The 20994-nt window shown below is 40.2% G+C and carries 14 protein-coding genes; 9 read left to right on the top strand and 5 right to left on the bottom strand.

Annotated features, from left to right (window positions below; all coding sequences use genetic code 11):
- The first annotated feature begins 2 nt into the window (after positions 1 to 2).
- The 6 genes from HHO47_RS15780 to HHO47_RS15755 are packed head-to-tail and all read left to right on the top strand — an operon-like array spanning position 3 to position 9404.
- Positions 3 to 2117, top strand: coding sequence for a peptidase domain-containing ABC transporter (locus HHO47_RS15780; protein WP_149982300.1), 2115 nt, complete (start codon positions 3 to 5; stop codon positions 2115 to 2117).
- Between the two features lie 36 nt (positions 2118 to 2153).
- Positions 2154 to 3380 (top strand): efflux RND transporter periplasmic adaptor subunit, encoded by a 1227-nt coding sequence (locus tag HHO47_RS15775; RefSeq protein ID WP_169021167.1) that lies wholly within the window; start codon positions 2154 to 2156, stop codon positions 3378 to 3380.
- 11 nt (positions 3381 to 3391) lie between these two features.
- The gene (locus tag HHO47_RS15770) at positions 3392 to 4126 is read left to right on the top strand and encodes an ABC transporter ATP-binding protein (protein ID WP_169021166.1); all 735 of its coding nucleotides are present in this window, start codon (positions 3392 to 3394) and stop codon (positions 4124 to 4126) included.
- Positions 4120 to 6513, top strand: a complete 2394-nt coding sequence (locus HHO47_RS15765) for an ABC transporter permease (RefSeq protein WP_169021165.1) — start codon at positions 4120 to 4122, stop codon at positions 6511 to 6513. Before HHO47_RS15770 ends, HHO47_RS15765 begins: the two co-directional genes overlap by 7 nt.
- Positions 6506 to 8872, top strand: a complete 2367-nt coding sequence (locus HHO47_RS15760) for an alpha/beta hydrolase family protein (protein ID WP_169021164.1) — start codon at positions 6506 to 6508, stop codon at positions 8870 to 8872. The genes HHO47_RS15765 and HHO47_RS15760 overlap by 8 nt, the downstream gene beginning before the upstream one ends.
- 1 nt (position 8873) lies before the next feature.
- Positions 8874 to 9404, top strand: a complete 531-nt coding sequence (locus tag HHO47_RS15755; protein ID WP_169021163.1) for a sugar O-acetyltransferase — start codon at positions 8874 to 8876, stop codon at positions 9402 to 9404.
- A gap of 51 nt (positions 9405 to 9455) precedes the next feature.
- Here HHO47_RS15755 and HHO47_RS15750 read toward each other — a convergent pair whose 3' ends face one another.
- The 5 genes from HHO47_RS15750 to HHO47_RS15730 all read right to left on the bottom strand — a co-directional run bounded on the left by HHO47_RS15750 (position 9456) and on the right by HHO47_RS15730 (position 16974).
- Positions 9456 to 9902 (bottom strand): REP-associated tyrosine transposase, encoded by a 447-nt coding sequence (locus HHO47_RS15750; RefSeq protein ID WP_099295089.1) that lies wholly within the window; start codon positions 9900 to 9902, stop codon positions 9456 to 9458.
- A 205-nt stretch (positions 9903 to 10107) separates the two neighbouring features.
- The gene (locus tag HHO47_RS15745) at positions 10108 to 12459 is read right to left on the bottom strand and encodes an ABC transporter permease (protein ID WP_169021162.1); all 2352 of its coding nucleotides are present in this window, start codon (positions 12457 to 12459) and stop codon (positions 10108 to 10110) included.
- A gap of 147 nt (positions 12460 to 12606) precedes the next feature.
- The gene (locus HHO47_RS15740) at positions 12607 to 15003 is read right to left on the bottom strand and encodes an ABC transporter permease (RefSeq protein WP_099295087.1); all 2397 of its coding nucleotides are present in this window, start codon (positions 15001 to 15003) and stop codon (positions 12607 to 12609) included.
- Position 15004: 1 nt separating this feature from the next.
- Positions 15005 to 15709, bottom strand: a complete 705-nt coding sequence (locus tag HHO47_RS15735; RefSeq protein WP_169021161.1) for an ABC transporter ATP-binding protein — start codon at positions 15707 to 15709, stop codon at positions 15005 to 15007.
- Between the two features lie 11 nt (positions 15710 to 15720).
- Complete coding sequence (locus tag HHO47_RS15730) at positions 15721 to 16974, bottom strand: efflux RND transporter periplasmic adaptor subunit (protein WP_169021160.1); 1254 nt, start codon at positions 16972 to 16974, stop codon at positions 15721 to 15723.
- 224 nt (positions 16975 to 17198) lie between these two features.
- Between HHO47_RS15730 and HHO47_RS15725 the strand changes: the two genes are divergently transcribed.
- The 3 genes from HHO47_RS15725 to HHO47_RS15715 all read left to right on the top strand — a co-directional run bounded on the left by HHO47_RS15725 (position 17199) and on the right by HHO47_RS15715 (position 20788).
- Positions 17199 to 18617, top strand: coding sequence for a sigma-54-dependent transcriptional regulator (locus tag HHO47_RS15725; RefSeq protein ID WP_169021159.1), 1419 nt, complete (start codon positions 17199 to 17201; stop codon positions 18615 to 18617).
- 2 nt (positions 18618 to 18619) lie between these two features.
- Positions 18620 to 19936 carry a sensor histidine kinase gene (locus HHO47_RS15720; RefSeq protein WP_169021158.1) on the top strand — a complete coding sequence of 439 codons (1317 nt, stop codon included), beginning with the start codon at positions 18620 to 18622 and terminating at the stop codon, positions 19934 to 19936.
- An 81-nt stretch (positions 19937 to 20017) separates the two neighbouring features.
- Positions 20018 to 20788, top strand: a complete 771-nt coding sequence (locus HHO47_RS15715) for a LytR/AlgR family response regulator transcription factor (protein ID WP_169021157.1) — start codon at positions 20018 to 20020, stop codon at positions 20786 to 20788.
- Positions 20789 to 20994 lie beyond the last annotated feature (206 nt).

The following is a 20994-nucleotide window of genomic DNA, read 5'->3' as shown; positions in this document are numbered from 1 at the left end:
AAATGCGTCTCACAGACTACATTGACTTTAAACCATCAAAACTACCTCTTTTCTTACAAAGTGAAGTAGCTGAATGTGGTATCACATGTATAGCTATGATTGCTTTTTATCATGGTTATAAAGTAAACATGCTTGCTATGCGACAACGTTACCCCGTTGGTACTCAAGGAATAACAGTTAAGCACATTTTAAAAATTGCAGATGATATTGGCCTATCTGGGCGAGTATTAAAATTAGAGCTTGGACAGCTATCTAAGCTAAGGGGACCTGCAATATTGCATTGGAACTTTAATCACTTTGTTACGCTTGCTTCAGTAAATAGAACTGGCATTGTTATCCATGATCCCGCAAAAGGAAAAGTTAAACTAGATTGGCAACAAGTCTCTGAAGCATTTACTGGTATTGCAATCGAGTTAACTCCAACACCTGCATTTACTGTAGCCGATGAACGAGTGAAGATGCCGCTCAGAGCATTCATTGGCAATATTGAAGGACTCGCATCCTCATTATTTAAGATATTCGTTGTCGCCTTGATTCTGCAATGCTTCCTCTTAATATCCCCCTACTATATTAGAATTGTGATAGATCATGGAATTCCACTCTCCGATAGTGGAATGTTAATATGGTTGCTAATCGCATTTATTGCCGTCACCTTACTAACAACTTTTAGCAATATTATTCGCTCTGCTGCAATTTTATACTTAGACAAAAATTTGGGCTTTCAAGTAAAAGCGAACATCCAGCGACACCTATTACATTTACCCCTTTCGTTTTTTGAATCTCGCCATGTTGGCGATATTAAATCTAGGTTTGAAGCATTTAATGAAGTCCAAAGAATGATAAGTCGTGGTTTTATTTCTGCCATTGTCGAAGGCTTGCTAGGCATAACAACTTTAATCATTATGTATACTTACTCACCAGCTCTTGCTTTAGTATCTTTATCATTCCTCTTATTCACATTATTGCTTAGGTTATATTTAACCAACAAAGAAAATAAGCATTTAGAGCAAGTTTTATCTAAACAAGCAAAAGAAAACAGTCATTTTTTAGAAACTATCAGAGCAATTATGCCCATAAAATGCTATGTAAAAGAAAGTACCCGACTTTCTTCATGGCTCAATTTATTTGCAGATACTACAAATGAAAATATTAAACGTGAAAAGGTCACGATTACTGCAGAAATTAGCCAAGATTTAGTAAGTAAAATAGAGTATCTAATTGTTATATTTATTGGCGCGACATTAATAATCAATAAAGAATTTACTATAGGGATGTTTATTGCTTTCCTAGCTTATAGACAACAATTTTCGAGCAGCACACAAACTCTGGTAGATCATATATTTAAGTTCAAGTTAGCCTCAACTTATTTACGGAGAATGTCTGATATAGTGATGCAAAACCAAGAGCAAGAAAATACCTCACTGACAATAACCAAAGAACAAGCAAAAGGCCACATTGAAGTACGCGACCTGCATTTTCGATATTCAACATCCTCTCCTTGGTTATTTAAAGGAATAAACTTTAAAATTGATGCCGGAGAATCGGTGGCTATCATAGGTCGCTCTGGGTTGGGTAAATCATCGCTCCTAAAATTAATGACTGGATTAATCAAAGCAGAGCGAGGTGATTACTTGTTAGATGGACACTCGATAAAAATGCTTGGCATGAGAAACTTTCGCTCAATGTGTGCAACGGTAATGCAGAATGATCAATTACTAAATGGTTCCTTAATTGAAAATATCTGCTTCTTTGAGCCAAAACCTGATCTAGATAAAATCACAGAAGCCATTAAAGGTGCTGCTATATGGCATGAGATTCAAAGCATGCCTATGGGTTTACACACTCAAGTTGGTGATTTAGGTAGCTCATTGTCAGGTGGTCAAAAACAAAGATTGCTTTTGGCAAGAGCGCTTTACAGTCAACCAATCATTTTATTTTTAGACGAAGCAACAAGCCACCTTGATGCTGCTACTGAATTGCAAGTAAATAAATATTTAAAATCAAAAAAAATAACTAGGGTCAGTGTTGCTCATAGGCAAGAGACAATACAAGCAGCAGATAGAATAATTGATCTCGAAGAATTAATTAAGAACCAAACGTTAGCCCAAGCTGTGTGATTAAATACCATGGTAAGAATAACAAAAGGAATAACTATGAAATTTACATCCAAACTAATCTATCAAGGGTTGATAGGTTTATCTGTCGTTATGCTTATCTCTGGCTGGCAATTAGGCTTTGCAGATAATGCCGAAGTTATATCAAAAGACTCTGTCACCATTGCGAAGGTTGAGCGCGGTGATTTTTCAATTAAGGTTGATGGCTATGGTTCATTGCAATCAATCAATAAACGACTTCTCACAGCCACAAGTAATGCGGTGGTTGACGAAATAAAACTAAAAGCGGGTGCTGTGGTTAACCATGACACAGTGATCCTCACTTTAAATAACCCCGAGCTAGAAAGTAAGCTCCGCTTGGCGTTAGCAAAGCTTAAAAATGCCAAAACCCAAAAACGGCAAACCGTATTACTGCAACAGCGTGAGTTGTTAAATAACGAGTCAACCGTGTCAGAGCTAAAAGCACAATCTGAAATAGCCATGCTGCAAGTTGAAGCAGAACGTACACTGGCTAAATCAGGTATTGTATCGGGGATCAGCGCGAAGAAAAATGAGCTCGAAGCCAAACAGCTATCAAAGCGTATTAACCTTGAAGAATCTAAGCTTGATAAATTAGCACAGATGCAAAAAGAGTCGCTTTCAATTCAAGATGACTTAATAGCCCAAGCGCAAGACGAGTTTGATGTCGCCAAATTAATGGTAGAGCAACTTTCAGTTAAAGCGGGAATGAATGGTGTTATTCAACGCTTGCCTTTAAGTTTAGGGCAAAGCGTCACTGCGGGTTCTGAACTGGCGCTAATCGGTAGCCTTTCTCCTTTAGTTGGTGAAATAAAAGTACCGCAAATTCAAGCTCATTTAATTCAAATAGGTATGACAGCCCAAATTAGCACGTTGAATGACCAGGTGCGCGGCCAAGTAGTGCGTGTAGATCCTGTGATCAGCGACGGTGCTGTACAAATTGATATTGAGCTCGAGGTTTCTGAATCAGACACCATGAAACCCATGCAACAAGTAGATGCGACTATTTTTGCCGATGTACAAAAAGAGGTGAATTATATAAAACAACCAACAGGTGCAAGCGAAGGCAGTTATGGCTCATTATTTAAACTCACAATGGATAACAAAGCCGTTAAAGTTGAAGTGCAATACGGCAAAGCATCTGGCCAGCTCATCCAAGTGTTGTCAGGGCTTGAGCCTGGTGAACAAGTCATTATTTCTACATTAGATATCCCCGCTGAAACAACAACAATAAAAATTGCTGGTTAAGGAAGAATAATATGAATACTGAAATTTTAAGAGTTAATAACCTAAGCAAGTCTTTTTCTAATGGCGAACAAGTCAGTCAAATTTTAAAAGGGATTAGCTTTACGGTATACGACGGTGAGTTTATCTCTATTTCTGGGCCTTCTGGTTGCGGCAAGTCAACACTTCTTAACATTATGGGGCTGCTCGACACCCCTCAAAGTGGTGAATATTACATTGACGGTTTACTCGTCTCTGATATGGACTCAAACCAACGTGCGAAAGTACGCGGTAATCGCATTGGCTTTGTTTTTCAATCGTTTAACTTAATTGATGAAATGACCGTACTTGAAAACGTTGCGCTACCGCTAAAATACCGCGGTGACTCTTTATCATCACGTCACGCAAGAGCGTTAGATTGCCTAGAAAAAGTAGGTTTGGCTGATAAAGCTGATTTACATCCGAATCAAATTTCTGGTGGTCAACAACAACGCGTATCGATTGCACGCGCACTAGCTGGTGATTCTGGCATCATGCTGGTCGATGAGCCCACAGGTAACTTAGACTCAAAAAATGGCGATGCAATCATGGCGTTAATAAAAGACCTAAATCAGCAAGGAACCACGATTGTATTAGTTACCCATGATCCGCGTTATGCCGACATGGCTTCACGCAATATCCAGTTAAAAGACGGTACTGTAGTTGCTCAAAGCGATGAGCTAGTGTCAAGCACACCTGCAAATGTAGATCAGGTTGCTCAGCCATGTTAAAAACTGCCTACAATACCTTTAAGCGTGCCAAACAATACTATTTCACCACCGTTTTTACACTGGCACTTACACTGTCCATGGTGCTTAGTTCATTTAGCTTGGTTGATCTAGTGTTTTTCGCCCCGCTACCTTATCAACAAAGCGATAACTTATATTTACTTGAAGGCACCATTAACTCTAAAGGTTACTCAGGGCCTGCGAGTAACTCAAAAGTAATGAGCTACATACAGAGTGAGAACACCGTTTTTACAGATGTCGCTACTTATCATAAATGGACTGACTATAAGCTGCTAGATAAACCCAGTAGACCCCCAATAGATGTCATACTCGCTTCACATAATTTATTTGATTTACTCGGCGTACAACCCAAGCTTGGTCGGTTATTTAACAAATCAGAAGCGCTCGGTACTCAGCAAATGTCTGTCGTTTTAGGCTACCGTGCTTGGCAAACCCACTATAATGGTGACCCGAATATTGTTGGTAAAAAAATACAACTCAACCAACGTCGTTTTACCGTTGTAGGTGTTGTACCTGACGGTCTCGTATTACCCTCATATAGCAATATAAATGATGCAATATGGCTTCCTATTGATGCTGACGAAGCTTTTAACCCTAAAACATCAAACGGTTTTATGGGCGCATATAAGAGTGTTGTTAGATTTAAATCTGCAACATCAGAGCAGGAAATTAATAAGCAATTAAGTGATTTATCACTCAAAGGTGCGCAGTTGCACGCGCCTAATATTTTAAAAGATTTTACTGTCAATGCGCGTGTTATTGCATTTAATGCTGCACTTAGGGGTGACAGCGGTAAAATTGTATTAATGCTATTATTGGGTGTGTGCTTATTAATGCTCATTGCACTTATCAACCTTTCTAGTATGCAGCTCGCTAAAGCCATTACGCGCATCAAACCCCTTGCAATCAGCTTTGCATTTGGGGCAAGTAAAAAACAGCTCATTATTGAAACACTCAAACATAATGTTTTACTCATTAGCATTGCAGTGTTACTTGCTTTAACACTTACTCAAATCGGCTTTATCGTTATTCAAAACCTAGCAGCTGACGCCATTCAACGTTTAGACACGCTTTCTCTTAGCTTTAATACTTTGTTATTTTCAGCTTTTCTGGTTATTAGTATTGCCTCACTTTATTCATTTATAGAACTTAGTGTTGTGAAAGAGCAAAACTTAATGAGCAGCCTACAAAGCAGCGGTAAAGGAACGGGTAAGCAAATGAGTTCAGCCACCAGCCATTTACTTGTTGGTTTGCAAATTTTGTTTTCGTTTTTAGTATTAACCACTGCTAGCCACGTAGTTTTAGTAACACTTTCTGAAGCACTCAGAGATAACGGACTGGATACACAAGGTAAATATTCATTAACAATAAACTATAGTAATGTCGATAAATCCGGCGAACGTATTAATTTACACAAAGCAATTAACCAGAGGTTACTGGCGCTTAATAATGTAAGCAGCTTAGCTGTGTCATCCGAAATGAGGCTGCCAAAAACGGTTAATGTCAATCAAATATATAACGAAGCTGGACAGTATATTGCCCAAGCACGTAATAGCTTAGTAACTGCCAATTACTTTACTGAACTTAACTTAACGATAACGGGTAAAGGCTTTGCCAAAGGGGATGAACAACTCGAAAACCCACCGATCATTATCAATCAGCGCCTTGCAGATTTACTTAATAAAAACAGTAATGAAGTACTAAACAGTAAAGTGAGTTTTGATAATAAAAGATATTACTCAATCATAGGTATTGTCAGCAACACCTATGTACCGGGCAGCCCTGAAAGTGAAGACTTTGAAGTTTTTACCCCTAAAGATTACCCTGGTTGGCAACAATTTACGTATTTGATTACTGTAGCAGATGAAAATAATGCAATTGCCGATATTCAACAAGCAGTATTAAAAATAGACCAACGATTAGACATTAATAACATAGCCTCTTTAACAAGTATGTTTGATGATAAAAGGCAACGCCACTTAAATGCAGCGTGGCTGGCTATTGTATTAGCATCAACATCGCTGCTGATGGTGTGTATCGGCATAAACGGTATTGTTAGCTATTTAGTTAAAGTGCGCAGATATAGCTTAGGCGTAAAGCTTTCTATGGGGGCTGACAATTATAGGTTGCTCAAAGAAAGTTTATTAGAACTCATGCAACCCATAACAATGAGCTTAGTGTTAGCTTTTTCGTTGGCATTTTTAATTATAGGCTATTGTATGTCATTACCTGGGGTTGACCTGCCTATAAATTGGTGGTTAACAACGGTCATTTGGCTGGGTTTATTAGCGATATCAGTACTTGCCAGTTTTTTTCCGATCAACCAAACGTTACGACAAGATCCAATAAAGGCATTACGAAATGAGTAAACTTTATCTTATTATAGCGTTATGGTTCATTGCCTCATCATCCGTTGAAGCTATTGAAATAAATAATAAGTGGGCTAATCTCATAGAGTCTACAGGGCAAGAAACCATTTCATTATCACAAAATGGGGAGCTGGTTTTATTTTTACACCAAATTAAATACCCATCTATTGAATATTTATCTCAACAGCGCGTCGCATTAGCTGGTCTGGATTTTTATACTGATTTATCGAGCAGAGTTGATACTGAACAATATAGCCGCGCAACTTTATTTAATCTTGCAACAAACGCTAGAGAAGAAATTAAGACTGTAGAGGGAGTGATTATCGATTTTAATTGGTCTCCTGATGCTAAAAAAGTCGCATTTTTAATTCAGCAGGGTGCCAATACAAACCTATGGTTATACGATATAAGTAACAATGTATCTAACAAACTAACAGATCTCAATTTATCCACAAGTCTTGGCGGAAGGCATCTGCGATGGCTACCTGATGGCCAAAGTATTGTCGTCAAGCAGCGAAATTTGCCAATAAAGACATCTGAATATATACGTAAAAAACCCAATTTGTTGTCATCTGAGCTGCAAAAAGAGCAAGGGCGGACCCATCAAAGCTTATTAATTAATGACGAGATGAAGAATCAGTTTACATCTATCAATCAAACCAAATTAGTGAAGATAGACCTCAATGGTAAAGTTTCTACATTAACTAAAAGTGGCTTATTTAATGATTTTTCCGTCTCTCCCGATGGTAAGTATTTACTGTATTCCATGCCACCGAGTGAGCTGTCATCTTATTTACCTTATAAAAAATGGGGGAGCGCTTATAATATCGTTAATATAGAAGAGCCAACTACCACATACAGCTTACCCAATTTAAACGATAAAATTAATCTACCTAAATCTAAAGATAGCGTACCTATTGGCGCTAGGTTAGTTAAATGGCTACCATCAGAAGACTCAACTGTGACTTGGGTCGAAGCGAGTGATAGAGGTGACATGTCTTTAGCTCAAACTTACCATGATCACATCTACAAACTGGTAAGTCCATTTGACGAGAATAAAAAACTGGTGCATCAAGTAAAATGGAGAGTTCACGATGTATTATGGGGCGTTTCAGGAATAGGTGTACTTCAGGAATGGCGCTATGATAGCAAACAGGCAAGAACTACTTTAATCAACGCCGAAACTTCTGTGAATTATTTAATCCATGAAAGAGATTATCGTGATAAGTTCAACGACTTTGGTGATCCACAGACTCTCCGTACGCCTGAAGGATATGAAGTTTTAGTTGAACAAGATAATTATTTATTTTTCTTTTCCTCAGGACAAAGTAAAGAAGGTATAAAGCCAATAGCTCAATCTTTTAATACATCGAATCACGTTGTTGAAACTATATTTTTAAGCAATGCTGACAATATAGAAATGCCCCTAAGAATCGCTAATGACACCTTAATAATAGAAAAGCAAAATAATACAAGCGCACCTCAATACTACGCATTAACGAGTAAAGGTTTCAAAAAACAGATTTCACTTTTATCAAGCGAAAATAAAAATAGTTTTGTTAACCAGCCACTTACTATCAATTACAATAGAAGCGATGGATTAAATCTGGTTGGAACGCTGCATTTACCTAACAATTATAAAAGGAATAAATCAGATAAAATCCCTGCTATTTTATGGATTTACCCCGATGAATTTAAAAACAAAAAACTGAGCCAGCAAAATACAGTACGCACGAATTTATTTAGAGAGTTTGATCCGCTAAGTCCCTTGGTATTTCTTCATGACGGTTTTGCCGTTTTCGAATCTCCCTCAATGCCAATCACTTCATTTAATGGGGGAGAGCCTAACGATGACTTCATTAATCAGATTCGTTTAAATGCCGAAGCTGCAGTCAATGCTTTAGAAGATACTGGCTCTATTGATATTCAAAGATTAGTTGTTATGGGGCATTCTTATGGAGCCTTTACTGTGGCTAACTTACTCGCGCATACAGATCTATTCAAAGCTGGTATTGCTCGAAGTGGTGCTTACAACAGGACTCTTACCCCTTTTGGATTTCAGGGTGAAAAACGTAATCTATGGCAAGCAAAGGAAACATATATTAATATATCCCCTCTAATTTATGCGGACAAAATAAATGAGCCTTTATTGTTAGTTCATGGTGAAAGCGATCAAAACTCGGGCACTTACCCAATGCAATCAATGAGAATGTATCAGGCACTAATTGCTAATAAAAAGACGACTCAGCTAATTATGCTTCCGTATGAAGGACATACATATCAAGCTAAAGAAAACCTATCTTACTTGCTCGTTCACCAGTCTGAATGGGTAAAGAAATGGCTAAACACTTCTGAATAATATGCTAAAACTATTTAATCCACGCCAAAAAGAGTTACTTGAGCAGCGCAAAGCCGCCCATGAGACTTGCCGCTTGTTTGCAAAAAGCCCCAGCAAAGGTAATTTAAAGCGTATTAAAGGACTATTTTCGCAGTGCGGGGAGGGCGTAATAATTGAAGCGGGGTTTCATTGTGATTACGGCTCGCAAATGCAAATTGGTGATCGTACTTTTATAAACATTAACTGCACTGCGTTAGATGCGCCAATTAATGAGGGGGCGATAAGCATTGGCGACGATTGTTTGATCGGCCCTAACGTTCAGATTTTAGCTGTATCTCATGCAATTGAGCCTAAACAAAGGCTACAAAAAGAAAACTTTGCAGCGCCAATAACTATTGGTAATAACGTGTGGATTGGCGCGGGGGTTATAGTCTTAGCGGGCATCACCATTGGTGATAACGCTGTAGTAGGCGCAGGCTCTATCGTCACCAAAAATGTTGCCGAAAATACAGTAGTTGCTGGTAACCCTGCAGTAAAAATTAAAGATATTTAATTATATATTGTAGGTCGTCGTTTACGGCGACAACTCCCTGCGATATTAAATTTACAAATATACTGAATTCCAATACGGATAATCACCAATTCTAGCGACCAACTTACGCCTCAAAGGGTTTGCAGCAATATATCTTGCTATTTCAACCCTATTTTCTTCTTCTCGCAGCGCATGATCATAATACGCTCTTTGCCATACAGGCTGATTTAAATCTCGTCGTTTATTAACTTCCCGAGCTGATGCGCCTTTCAAGTGGCCCACTACAACCCCTAATTCACTATTTTTAAGCTGCAACAAGCCATGGAAATGATCAGGCATTAAAACCCAAGTTAACCAACAGCATTGATACTTGAGCTCATTATTAGCAATACATCTACAAAAAGTATTGGCAAGATCGGAATTACTAAAAACTCTTTCTCTGCGGTTGCATGTAAATGTAATGAAGTACTCACCTGATTGAATTGATACGCGCCCTTTCTTTAAGTTACTCCAGCTCATTTGATAAATCCCTTTTCCTAAAGCAGAAATAAAATATAGCCTATTTACGCGCTAAAGCACGTCCTACAACTTTCTACAACCTTGTAGGTCGTCATTTATGGCGACGATAACATAAACACTTAAGTTACACTTTACGCGCTAAAGCACGACCTACATCTTTCTACAACCTTGTAGGTCGTCACTTATAGCGACATTGTTTACTTATCTACTCGTCGCGTAAAACAAGCGCTGGCCGTGTACTGGCAGCTTTAAATGCAAGACTTGCAACGGTCAGCCAAGTAAACGCACCCACAATGAGCCCCGCCAAGCCATATACCCAAATAGTTTGCTCAATACGGTCGTTAAAACCTTGCAACCAGTTATCCATTAGCCAATAAGCTAGAGGTAAAGCAATTGCCGCCGCTGCGAACACTATGATTAAAAACTCACGGGCAAGTAGATTAACTAAATTTAAACGGGTTGCGCCCAACACTTTTCGCATGGCTAATTGCTTTTGCTGACGTTTTGCTGCAAATGCCGCTAGTCCAAATAAACCTAAGCAACTCAAAAGCATCGCCAGCGCAGAGAAATTTCGAATAAGCACAAACAAGTCTTGCTCGACACGATAAACTTTGGCTAAATCTTGTTGCATTAGGCTAAATTGGGGTTCGACGGTTAAATTAAATTGTTTTAAAAGCTCTCGTAGCTGATTCAATAATTGAGGAAAGTTTGCTTGCTCGGTGCTTATCACTAATCTAATTGTTGATTGTGAGCTATACCCTGCTGAAAATGACACAGGCAGCCAGTCGTCTTTTGCCGAGCCCACTTTAATGTCTTTTACTACGCCAACAATGGTTGCATTGATATTGCGGTAGAGCCCTTGAACTTGCAGTCCCACTACCTCACTCACATTCTCATAGCCAGCACGTTTTGCCATTTGTTCGGTCACCAAAATGGCCATTACCTGAGATGCATCCTCACCCTGCCGCGTATTTGACTCTTCATTGGCATAATGCAACCAATCGCTTTGAAATTGCGGTGAAAAATCTCGCCCAGCAAGTAATGTCAGACCCAAGGTTTCGACGGCATGGAAGCCTGTACCTATGGTCGGTGGCAGTTCGCTCTCTTCATAGCCGTTTGGCCAGCGAAAATAATAGCTTTCAAGAATGCTGTCGGTTAAATCTGTGTCCGTGGTGGTCACTTGCACGACACCGGGCAGCGCACGGATCTCATTGAGTATCGCGTGCTCTTTTATCATCAATTGCTTGCTGCTTAAATCGTGTATCACAATGCGATCTGTCGCATCATAACCAACCGACAAGCTTTGCAAGAACTTTAACTGTTGCAAGCTCACTAACGTACAAACAATTAAAGCCATTGCCATGGCTGCTTGAAAGACTAATAAACCTTTACGCACCATCTGACCTGTTTGCAATTGCCCTGCAAGTAATATTTTTAGCGGTGCGCGTGCCACACAAAAAGCCGGATAAGCACCAGATATAAAAGCCAATAAAGACACCACACCCAATATAGCTAGCAATTGTGACCAGCCCCAAACTAGCTGCAATGGGCGGTTTGCAAAGCTACTAAAACTTGGTAATAACATCTCAACCCAACACAACGCTAACACCGTAGCAAGGGAAACCATTAGCAAAGCTTCTAACAAAAATTGGAGTATTAATTGTCGCTTACTGGCCCCCAAGGTTTTGCGCATGGCAATTTCTTTGCTGCGGTAAAGCAATTGCGACACCGCAATATTAATGTAATTGGCTGCGGCAATGGCGAGTAGTAACACGCTCAATACCAGGCTCAAGTTCACTAAAAAAGCCGACCCGCCATGTTTAAATTCAAAGGGAGAATGGGCTTTAAAATACACGTCTCGCATCGACACTAAACGATATTCAAGTTGGCTATTCTTTAATTGATATTTTTCAATAAGACTTCTAGCTAACTGCTTTTCTATGCCTTTTAAATCAGCTCCTTGCTGAGTTTTTAGATAAACATAACTCGATATATCGTTATGTTCGGTGAAATCAACAGACACTAAAGCATGAAACAAAAAGTGGCTGTTATCGGGTAAGTCATTAAAAACAGCACGCACAGTGACACTTTTCTCGCCCATCAATAAGGTTTGTTCGAACGCATTGCTAACACTCCCGAATAACCTTACAGCCTCACTTGCACTCAAGGCGATTTGATTGGGCTCTGAGAGCGCTTGTTCAAGATTGCCAGCCATCACATTAAGGTGAATAAAATCACGTAAATTGGCCGAAGTGCCATACACATTTCGCAGCTTAAACGCTTGCCCAGCCACTTTAATATGATCAGTAAATAAATCACTATCGACCACATCTGCCAGCACCAATAAGCCACTTACATCACTACGTGAAGACACTGCTTGCGCAATGCTTACAATCGTTAAGGGAATCTCTTCTAAACCCGGTACCTTTACATCAACATGCAGACGATAAACTTGCTGGTGCTCGGGCTGCATTTCATCAAACGACAATTCATACTCTGCGAATAACGCCACTAACAGAGCTGCAGCAAGACCAATACTTAACCCTAAGACACTCAATAACGAATAAAGCTTATATTGCTTGAATACTCTAAATGCTGTTGTTACATGTTATATCAACATATCTAACCTATAAGACCTTGTTCTCACCCAAAAATGGCCTACCTGTTACTCCGATAGACCATGGTTTTGGCTAATAAATTTTACTTACTCATAACGTAACGTCAGCGATGGCCTCGTACTGGCGGCTTTAAAGGCGATGCTTGCAACCGTCAGCCAAGTGATCGCAGCAACACTCAAAGCTGCAACCAAATAAACCCATAGCGCTTGATCAACCCGCTCGTTAAAGTTTGCGAGCCAGTCACCCACCAGCCAATAAGTTAGCGGGTATGCTATGGCCACACTGCCAAGCACTAAAATTAAAAACTCTTTTGCCAGTAGATTCATAATACTGATGCGTGATGCGCCAAGCACTTTGCGTACAGCGACTTCTTTTTGGCGACGAATCGTGGCAAATGAAGCTAAACCAAAAGTACCTAAGCAAGTTAAGAACACTGCAAGGCCAGTAAATATAAGTACGACAAGAGAAACACGCTCATCACCTTTTAATACCGCTTTATAGTTTTCAGCTAGCAGGTTTATTTTTGGCTCATAAATATTAGACACTTCAGCTAAAGCTGTGATCACTGCTTGTTTTATAGCAGGGAGGTTTTGCACGTTCACGGTTAAAATTACTTCAGATACTGGTGTTAAATAGTTATAACCACATAAAAACATAATGTTAGAATTCGCATCTTGTGCATTACCAACCTTTACATCTTTTACAACACCAACAACTTGCATATCCACATTACGCCCTGTGTCTTTAATTTTTTGTCCAACAATATCAGCCACATTGCTATAACCAGCCTGCTTGGCAACGGTTTCTGTAATAATTGTACCTACTGTTGTAACCCCGTTTGCTCGCGTCGCCCAGTCTGAGGAAAACTCACGGCTAAAGTCTCTACCAGCAATAAGCGTAAGGCCTAGCCCTTTTACAACATCAAAACCAGAACCTATCACAGGGGTTATTCCACCTGAAAATTCACCATTGGGCCAAGTAGGCTGTAATGTATTATTAATTGAAACGGTTAAACGAGTATCAATAATCGTTGCTTGCTCTACACCATCTATAGCCGTCAAGCGATTAATTAGTGCGCTAGGCTGCTGCGTAAATACCGATTGCACCGGCAACTCTGAAACCACTAAGCGTTGCTGCGTTTGATAGCCTAAAGGAAGACTTTGTAAGTGAGATAATTGTTTTAACAACGTAACCGATGCAATGATCAAACCGATTGCTAATGAAGCTTGCAAGGTCAATAAACATTTACGTACCCAAATGGCCGTATTACCGCGTTGTAAATCGCCACTTAACACTCGTTTTGCGCTAAATGATGAGATAAACAATGCCGGGTACAAACCTGCAAGTATGCCTACAGCAATAACAACAGCCATAATGCCCAAACCAAAGGCTGAAAAATAACTCACTATCAGTTCACGATCGACCAGCTGGTTAAAGCTTGGCAATAACAGTTCCACTAACACACAGGCAATAATCATCGACAATAGAGCAACCAAAGTAGATTCAGCTAAAAACTGTGTTACTAACTGCAGCTTACTTGCGCCAAGTGCTTTGCGCACCCCTACTTCTTTGGCGCGCTTTGCAGACTGTGCCACCGTCATATTGATAAAGTTAAAGCCAGCAATCAAAATAAGTAACACGCTCAACCCTGCACAAATCGTTACAACTTGCTTTGCGCCGCCTGCTTTCATTTCAAATGGCGATTTTGCTGTTAAATGTAAGTCTAGTAATGGGTGTAACTCAATGGCAACTTGACCCGCCATTTGCCCATTGAAGTACTGTTTAGACAGTGTATCAGCGAGTGCTTTTGGATCTGCTTGCGGCGCCAAACGCATATAAACATAACTGCTATTAACCATCAGGTTATTTGGATCATGTTTTACATATACGAGGTTTTTAAATGCAAAGTGAGTATTGCTTGGTAAATCTGCAAACACCGCCCGTACAGTATATTGCCCTTGTTCGTGCTGTAGCGTGTTACCAATAACATTTATTGTACCGAAAATTCGCAGTGCTTCAGATTCACTTAGAGCCAAGCTCTCAGGTGTACTCATTGCATTTTTTAAATCCCCTGCCAATGTGTTTATATTGATAAAGTTCTCAATATTTGGCGTTGCCCCATACAAGTCATTAAGTTTAAAACCCTGATCCCGGTACTGCACGTCAACCATAGCTTCTCGAGTCAGCGATACCATCGTCAAACCAAACACTTCTTCTACTTGGCTATATTCAGTGGCTTTTGCCGCTTGAGAATAATTGAAAATAGGAATAACTGATAACCCTAACTTTGAGTAATCTTGGCCTACACGGTAAACACGTTCAGCGTGAGGTTGCTGACTATCGTATGACAACTCGTTTTGTGCAAACAGTGCCACTAAAATTGCCGCAGCTAAGCCGATACTTAGCCCTAAAAGGTTTAGGATAAAATGCTGTTTTTGTTGCTTAAATGATCTTAAAGCAGTGACTAAATAATTAATAAACATATTAAGCAACCTCAACAACGGCTTGCTGCGCAATATTTGCTTTATCAAGCATCACTTGGCCATCCAATAGGCGCACTAAGCGATCAGCATAGGCACCCTCTTTTTCTGAGTGAGTCACCATAATAACCGTGGTGCCCTCGCGGTTTAATTCGCGTAGCATCGCCATTACTTCGTCACCGTTTTTTGAGTCGAGGTTACCGGTTGGCTCATCGGCTAAAATTAGCTTGGGATTAATCACTAATGCACGCGCAACGGCTACCCGCTGCTGCTGACCACCCGACAGTTGCTGTGGTAGATGCTCGCCGCGGTGATCAATACCCACGCGCTTTAAAATAACTTCTACGCGTTGTTTACGCTCATTTTTTGATATTTTTTGATACTGCAATGGCAACTCTACGTTTTCATAAACTGTTAGCTCATCAATCAAGTTAAAGCTTTGAAATACAAAGCCAATTGATTCTTTACGTAGCTCTGCTAGTTGCTTTTCGCTATAGCCTGCAATGTCAGTTCCCGCAAAATCAAAGTTGCCTGAGGTCGGTGAATCAAGCATACCCAAAATAGACAGCAGCGTTGACTTACCACAGCCAGATGGCCCCATTATCGCTAAAAAATCGCCTTCGTTTACAGTTAAGTTGATATTGCTTAGCGCTGTTGTTTCAACATCTTGAGTACGAAATACGCGGCTTAAATTAGTTAGTTTGATCATTGTTATTATCCTTAAAATTGTAATTGCTGTGCTTTGTCAAAGTTGCTGTAGCTTGAGGTAATCACTTGATCCCCAGCATTGAGCCCTTCAAGCACTTCAAAATAGTGTTGATTCTTTTTGCCTAGGCGGATATCACGGCGCACTGCTTTATCACCGCCTTGCTCGATTACATAAACCCAGTTACCGCCCGAGTTAGTAAAAAAAGCCCCGCGTTTAAGCAGTAAGGCATTGTTTTTGTTATCCCCTAGCATTAACTCAATATCAATGCTTTGGCCGCGCTTAATACTTTTAGTGTTACTGGGTAAGTCCACTTCTACTTGAAATTGTGACTGCTGTACGCGGCTATCAATTTTGCTCACTTTGGCATTCACCGTGCCGCTTTCAAGCTCAATCATCACGGTCATGTCACGCTGAATTTGGTTTAAGTAAAACTCATCAAGACGCACCACTAATTTATATTCATTAGGAATATCTATTTGGCCTAACCGAGCACCACTTTGTTTAGATTCACCAATTTCCACATCAAGCTCGCTTAAATAGCCAGAAACAGGCGCTTTAATTAATAAGTTATCGAGATTTCGACGCGCAAATTGTAAATTTTTCTCAAGCATTTTAGCGCTGTCAGAGAGCTGTGCGACTTGCACCTCACGGATTGAGTTTTCTTGCTGTTGGCGCTCAAGCGTTAGTTCTTTACGGGCTTGGTAATAGCTTAAATCTTCTTCCAGCTCTGCAAGTTGCTCTTGCGCTAATACGCCACTTTTAACCAAAGGTTTAGTTTGTTTTAATCGACGTGTTAAATGAGTTATTTTTAATTCGATTTCTAATAAATCACGGCGTAAATTTAACCGGCTGGTTTCCATCGTCATTTGTGTATTACGTAAAAAATTAAGCTGTTCAGTCACTTGTGCTTCACGGCTCATTACATCAAGTTGCAAATTAGTATTGCTTAAGCGCACTAACGGTTGGCCTTTTTCTATATACTCGCCTTGCTCTACTAAACGTTCTTCCACTTGACCGCCAGCGATAGTATCAAGATAAATACTGGTTTTTGGCACCACTTGACCGCGTAAGCTCAAAGCATCTTTAAAGGCACCTTGCGTCACAGTACTAACGGTTAAACTGCTGCGTTCGATATTTTGGCTACGACCTGTATCACTGCTTTGCGTAAAACCATATGCAGCCGCTGCAACACCTAGAGCCAGCGCTGCAAAGGTGAATTTTTTAAAATACTTTTTCGTAAATGAGCGTTCTATTTTTTTATCCATGTCGGCTACCTTGATAAAGGTTTAATAACTAATTACCGATAGTTATTACAATCACTGTGCCAACTTTATTTAACCAATAAATTCAATTGGTTAAAGTTATATTTAATTATTCACATGTTTGTAGTGTCCGCTAATAGAACACTTTGTAATTTTATAAACGTCCATTTATGGACACTATTCCTTTTTTGTTTTAGGCTAAATAAAACCCTATAAAAATAATAATCATGAAACACTCAGGCTCACTTTTAATTGTTGATGACAACCCGGATATCCTCATTGCTGCACGGTTATTACTAAAGCAGCATTATCAAAGTGTTAAAACCACTGACAACCCATTTGATATTGCGGGCATCATTAACGAGCAACGCAAGCTCGAGCAACCCATTGACGTAATATTGCTTGATATGAACTTTACCCAAGACTCAATAAGCGGCAAAGAAGGCTTTTATTGGTTAAAAAAAATCATCGAGCAAGACGCTAATATCGTTGTTTTGTTGATGACTGCCTACGGCGACATTCAACTAGCAGTAGACGCAATTAAAGCGGGCGCCTCTGACTTTATAGCTAAGCCTTGGCAAAACGAGCAACTACTTGGCGCAGTCACCGCCGCATTTTCACACGCCAAAGACAAGCAGCAAGTCGGTAAATTAACGCGGCAAAAGCAAGGATTAAACCAAGCCTTAAATACACCCAACTTTGAGTTTTTAGGCCAAAGCAATGCGATGCAACAGGTGTTTAGTACCATAGAAAAAGCAGCACAAACTGACGCCAACATACTGATCACCGGTGAAAGTGGCACAGGTAAAGAGCTCACCGCGCATGCCATTCATCAAGCAAGTATGCGCCACAGCCAAACCTTTATGAGCTTAGATATGGGCGCAGTGGCGCAGAATTTATTTGAAAGCGAGCTATTCGGCCATAAAAAAGGCGCGTTTACCGATGCAAAAGCCGATCACATTGGTAAATTTGAACTTGCCCAAGGTGGCAGCTTATTTTTAGATGAGCTGGGTAATTTACCCCTAGAGCATCAAGCTAAATTACTGGCTGCACTGCAAAATAGGCAAATAACCCCAGTTGGCAGCAGTAAAGCAGTTGATATTGATATCCGCCTAATTTGCGCCACTAACGACAACCTTGATCAAGCCGTAAGTGAAGGACGTTTTCGCCAAGATTTATTGTATCGGATCAACACCGTTGAAATTCGCCTTCCGGCATTACGGGAGCGCAGCGATGGCATTCCATTATTAGCCAATTACTACCTAAAACACTTTGCGCAAAAATATAAACGCAGCTTAACCATTAGCGATGATGATATGAGTGCGCTTTGCCAATACGCGTGGCCAGGTAATGTGCGAGAGCTTGCCCACGCTATAGAGCGTGCGGTTATTTTAACTGAAGGGGATAAACTCGATATAAGCTCAGTGGTTGGTAATTCAGCATCAGTTAGTACTGACGAGAAAACCCAAAGCACGGAGGTTTTAAACAATGTAGCGCAGTACGACACTTTTGATTTAGACATACTTGAACAACGCACAGTTCGCGCAGCACTTAAGCACCATCAAGGTAATGTTAGCCATGCAGCCAAAGCACTGGGTTTAACTCGCGGTGCCATGTACCGCCGCCTTGAAAAGTACGGGCTATAATTATGCGGGCTAATTTATTGCTTTCGTTTAGTATCACCACACTTATAAGTGTAAGTGCGTTGCTTAGTTATGTATTACAAACGCATGGTTTTTCAGCGACGACATTGTTAATAATGCTAGTCGCAGCGGCATTAATAGCGCATATTTTTACGCTGTTTAAGCGCCAACAAAAACAAGCCGAAATGGTGATCCGAGCCTTAGCCAATGGCGACAGCACCTTGGGGCTTGGTCAACAACATCCAATGCTTAAGCAATTTGAACAAGTAAAAACGCAAATGCAAACCGCGCGCTTTAATGCCGAGCAACAAGCACAGTTTCTACAAGCTTTGCTCATCCATGTTGATTTAGCTGTTATGGTATGTGATGACAACGGCGAGGTGATCGAATCAAACCCAGCCGTTAGTAAATTACTGGGGAAGAGTTTTCGACATTTACATGAGTTAGGGGCTGTAGGTGAGTTAATTTTAAACGCCGAACACAATATCCGCAGCACCACCTACTGGCAAAATGGCGAGCAGCACGACACTCTCTCAATTCAACTTAGTATCGCCGAAATTCAAGGTAAAGTTCGTCGTGTAGTGAGCCTACAATCAATTCACGACCAGTTACAACTCAAAGAACAGCAAGCATATAAACGCTTAACTAAAGTGCTCACTCACGAAATTGCTAACTCCATTACGCCACTTTCATCGCTAGCTGATACTTGTAGCAATTTACTGCCACAAAAGCTATGTTTTGATGAGCTTGAAGATAAACAAGACTTACAACTTGCGCTAAACACGTTAGCATCAAGAACCGCTCATTTAGGGGGTTTTATTGCTCGTTTTCGCCAAGTTAGCAGCTTACCTAAACCCAATTTAACACCGGCAAATTTAGCCGATATACTAACGCGTATTGTCGCTTTACATCAACAACAAGCACGCGTTCAACACACCCATATCGAACTGTCGATTAAAAATCAGCAGTTAGTAATGCTTGATAGCAGCCAAATAGAACAGGTATTAGTAAACTTAATAAAAAATGCACTTGAAGTACTAAAGAGTAACCAAAAGTACAGCGCCGAGAATACAGCTCAAGCAAAGGTCGAAATCAGCTTGGCGCAAAACACTAGCCAACAACTTTATATAGAAATCAGCGACAACGGTCTAGGCATCAGCGAACATGTGGTGGATATGATCTTCGTGCCATTTTTTACCACCAAGCAACAAGGATCTGGCATTGGCCTTAGCCTCTCACGGCAAATTATGCTCAACCACGGCGGTGATTTAATTTACGTGCAAAAACCACAAGGCGCATGCTTTAGGTGTGTGTTTGGATGATCGAGCTAAAAAATTCTCGTAATAAATTGCCAATTTTTGCTCAGTAAGTAAACTAAACGAAGTTTCTGAATTGGGGCAGTAATGGACAAGCAAATACGTAAAGAGTGGAAAATATCCAGTATCGGCTGGTGTATTGTCATACTCTTTCTCACCACAATAGATGCATTGTATGATTTATCGGTTGCACCTAAAGATCAGCTCAATAATGTCTGGTATTGGGCAGTTCAAGAGTGGGGGTTGTGGTTTATTATTACGCCTTTGCTGTTTAGAGCCCTCAGCCTTATTGAACAGAAGAAAAAACATATCACAACGCTCCCTCTACTAGCTTGTGCTGGTGTGTTTACTTTAGCCATGAGCGCACAAGTAATTATTGACCTTTATGCGCTTAACGACCCAATCCCCTATACGTTTTTATATTTTGCACCCTTATACCCTCTGGTGATTTTCGTAAATATTTACTTTTGGCAGCGCTTGATAAAATCAAAGTCCGTTCAATCAAAAGCATCGCAAAACGAATACCAAGCCTGTATTACCGTCGAACATAACGATCAATTTGTTGATATTCCTTATGACGAAATTATTCAGTTCAATTCTGCCAGTAACTATGTAGAGATCTGTACGGCACAACAAGCTTGGTTAAAGCGTGCCACGTTGAAAGAGGTTGAAGCCAACTTGCCTGATAATACCTTTATCAGAACTCATCGCTCACATTTAGTGAATATTACATTGCTCAAAAAGGTGACAATTAAGCCTTCAGGTAGTGGTTTTGTAGTGCTGTCGAACGATAAAACTGTCGCCCTGAGTAAAGCCTATAAAAAAGCCGTTATGGCTTATCTTCAACAAGTCGCATGAGCCGCGCTTAAATAAGTCAGTCCAGTTATCCCTGCTCAATGGGATAACTGGAAAGAAACCCATCCATTCGTCCCTAGATCCGATCTTCCGCACCCACTTTAAGAATAAATTTTCTGATACTGTTTACCCAAACAATCAATGATGGTTTGATTGCGCGCTTCCAAATTGGCAACGATAGGAATTTTGTCTGGTAAATATATAATGCT

The sequence above is a fragment of the Pseudoalteromonas arctica genome (assembly GCF_012927645.1).
In the GTDB taxonomy this organism is placed as follows: Bacteria; Pseudomonadota; Gammaproteobacteria; order Enterobacterales; family Alteromonadaceae; genus Pseudoalteromonas; species Pseudoalteromonas arctica_A.
This window is presented reverse-complemented; position numbering and strand designations above follow the sequence as displayed.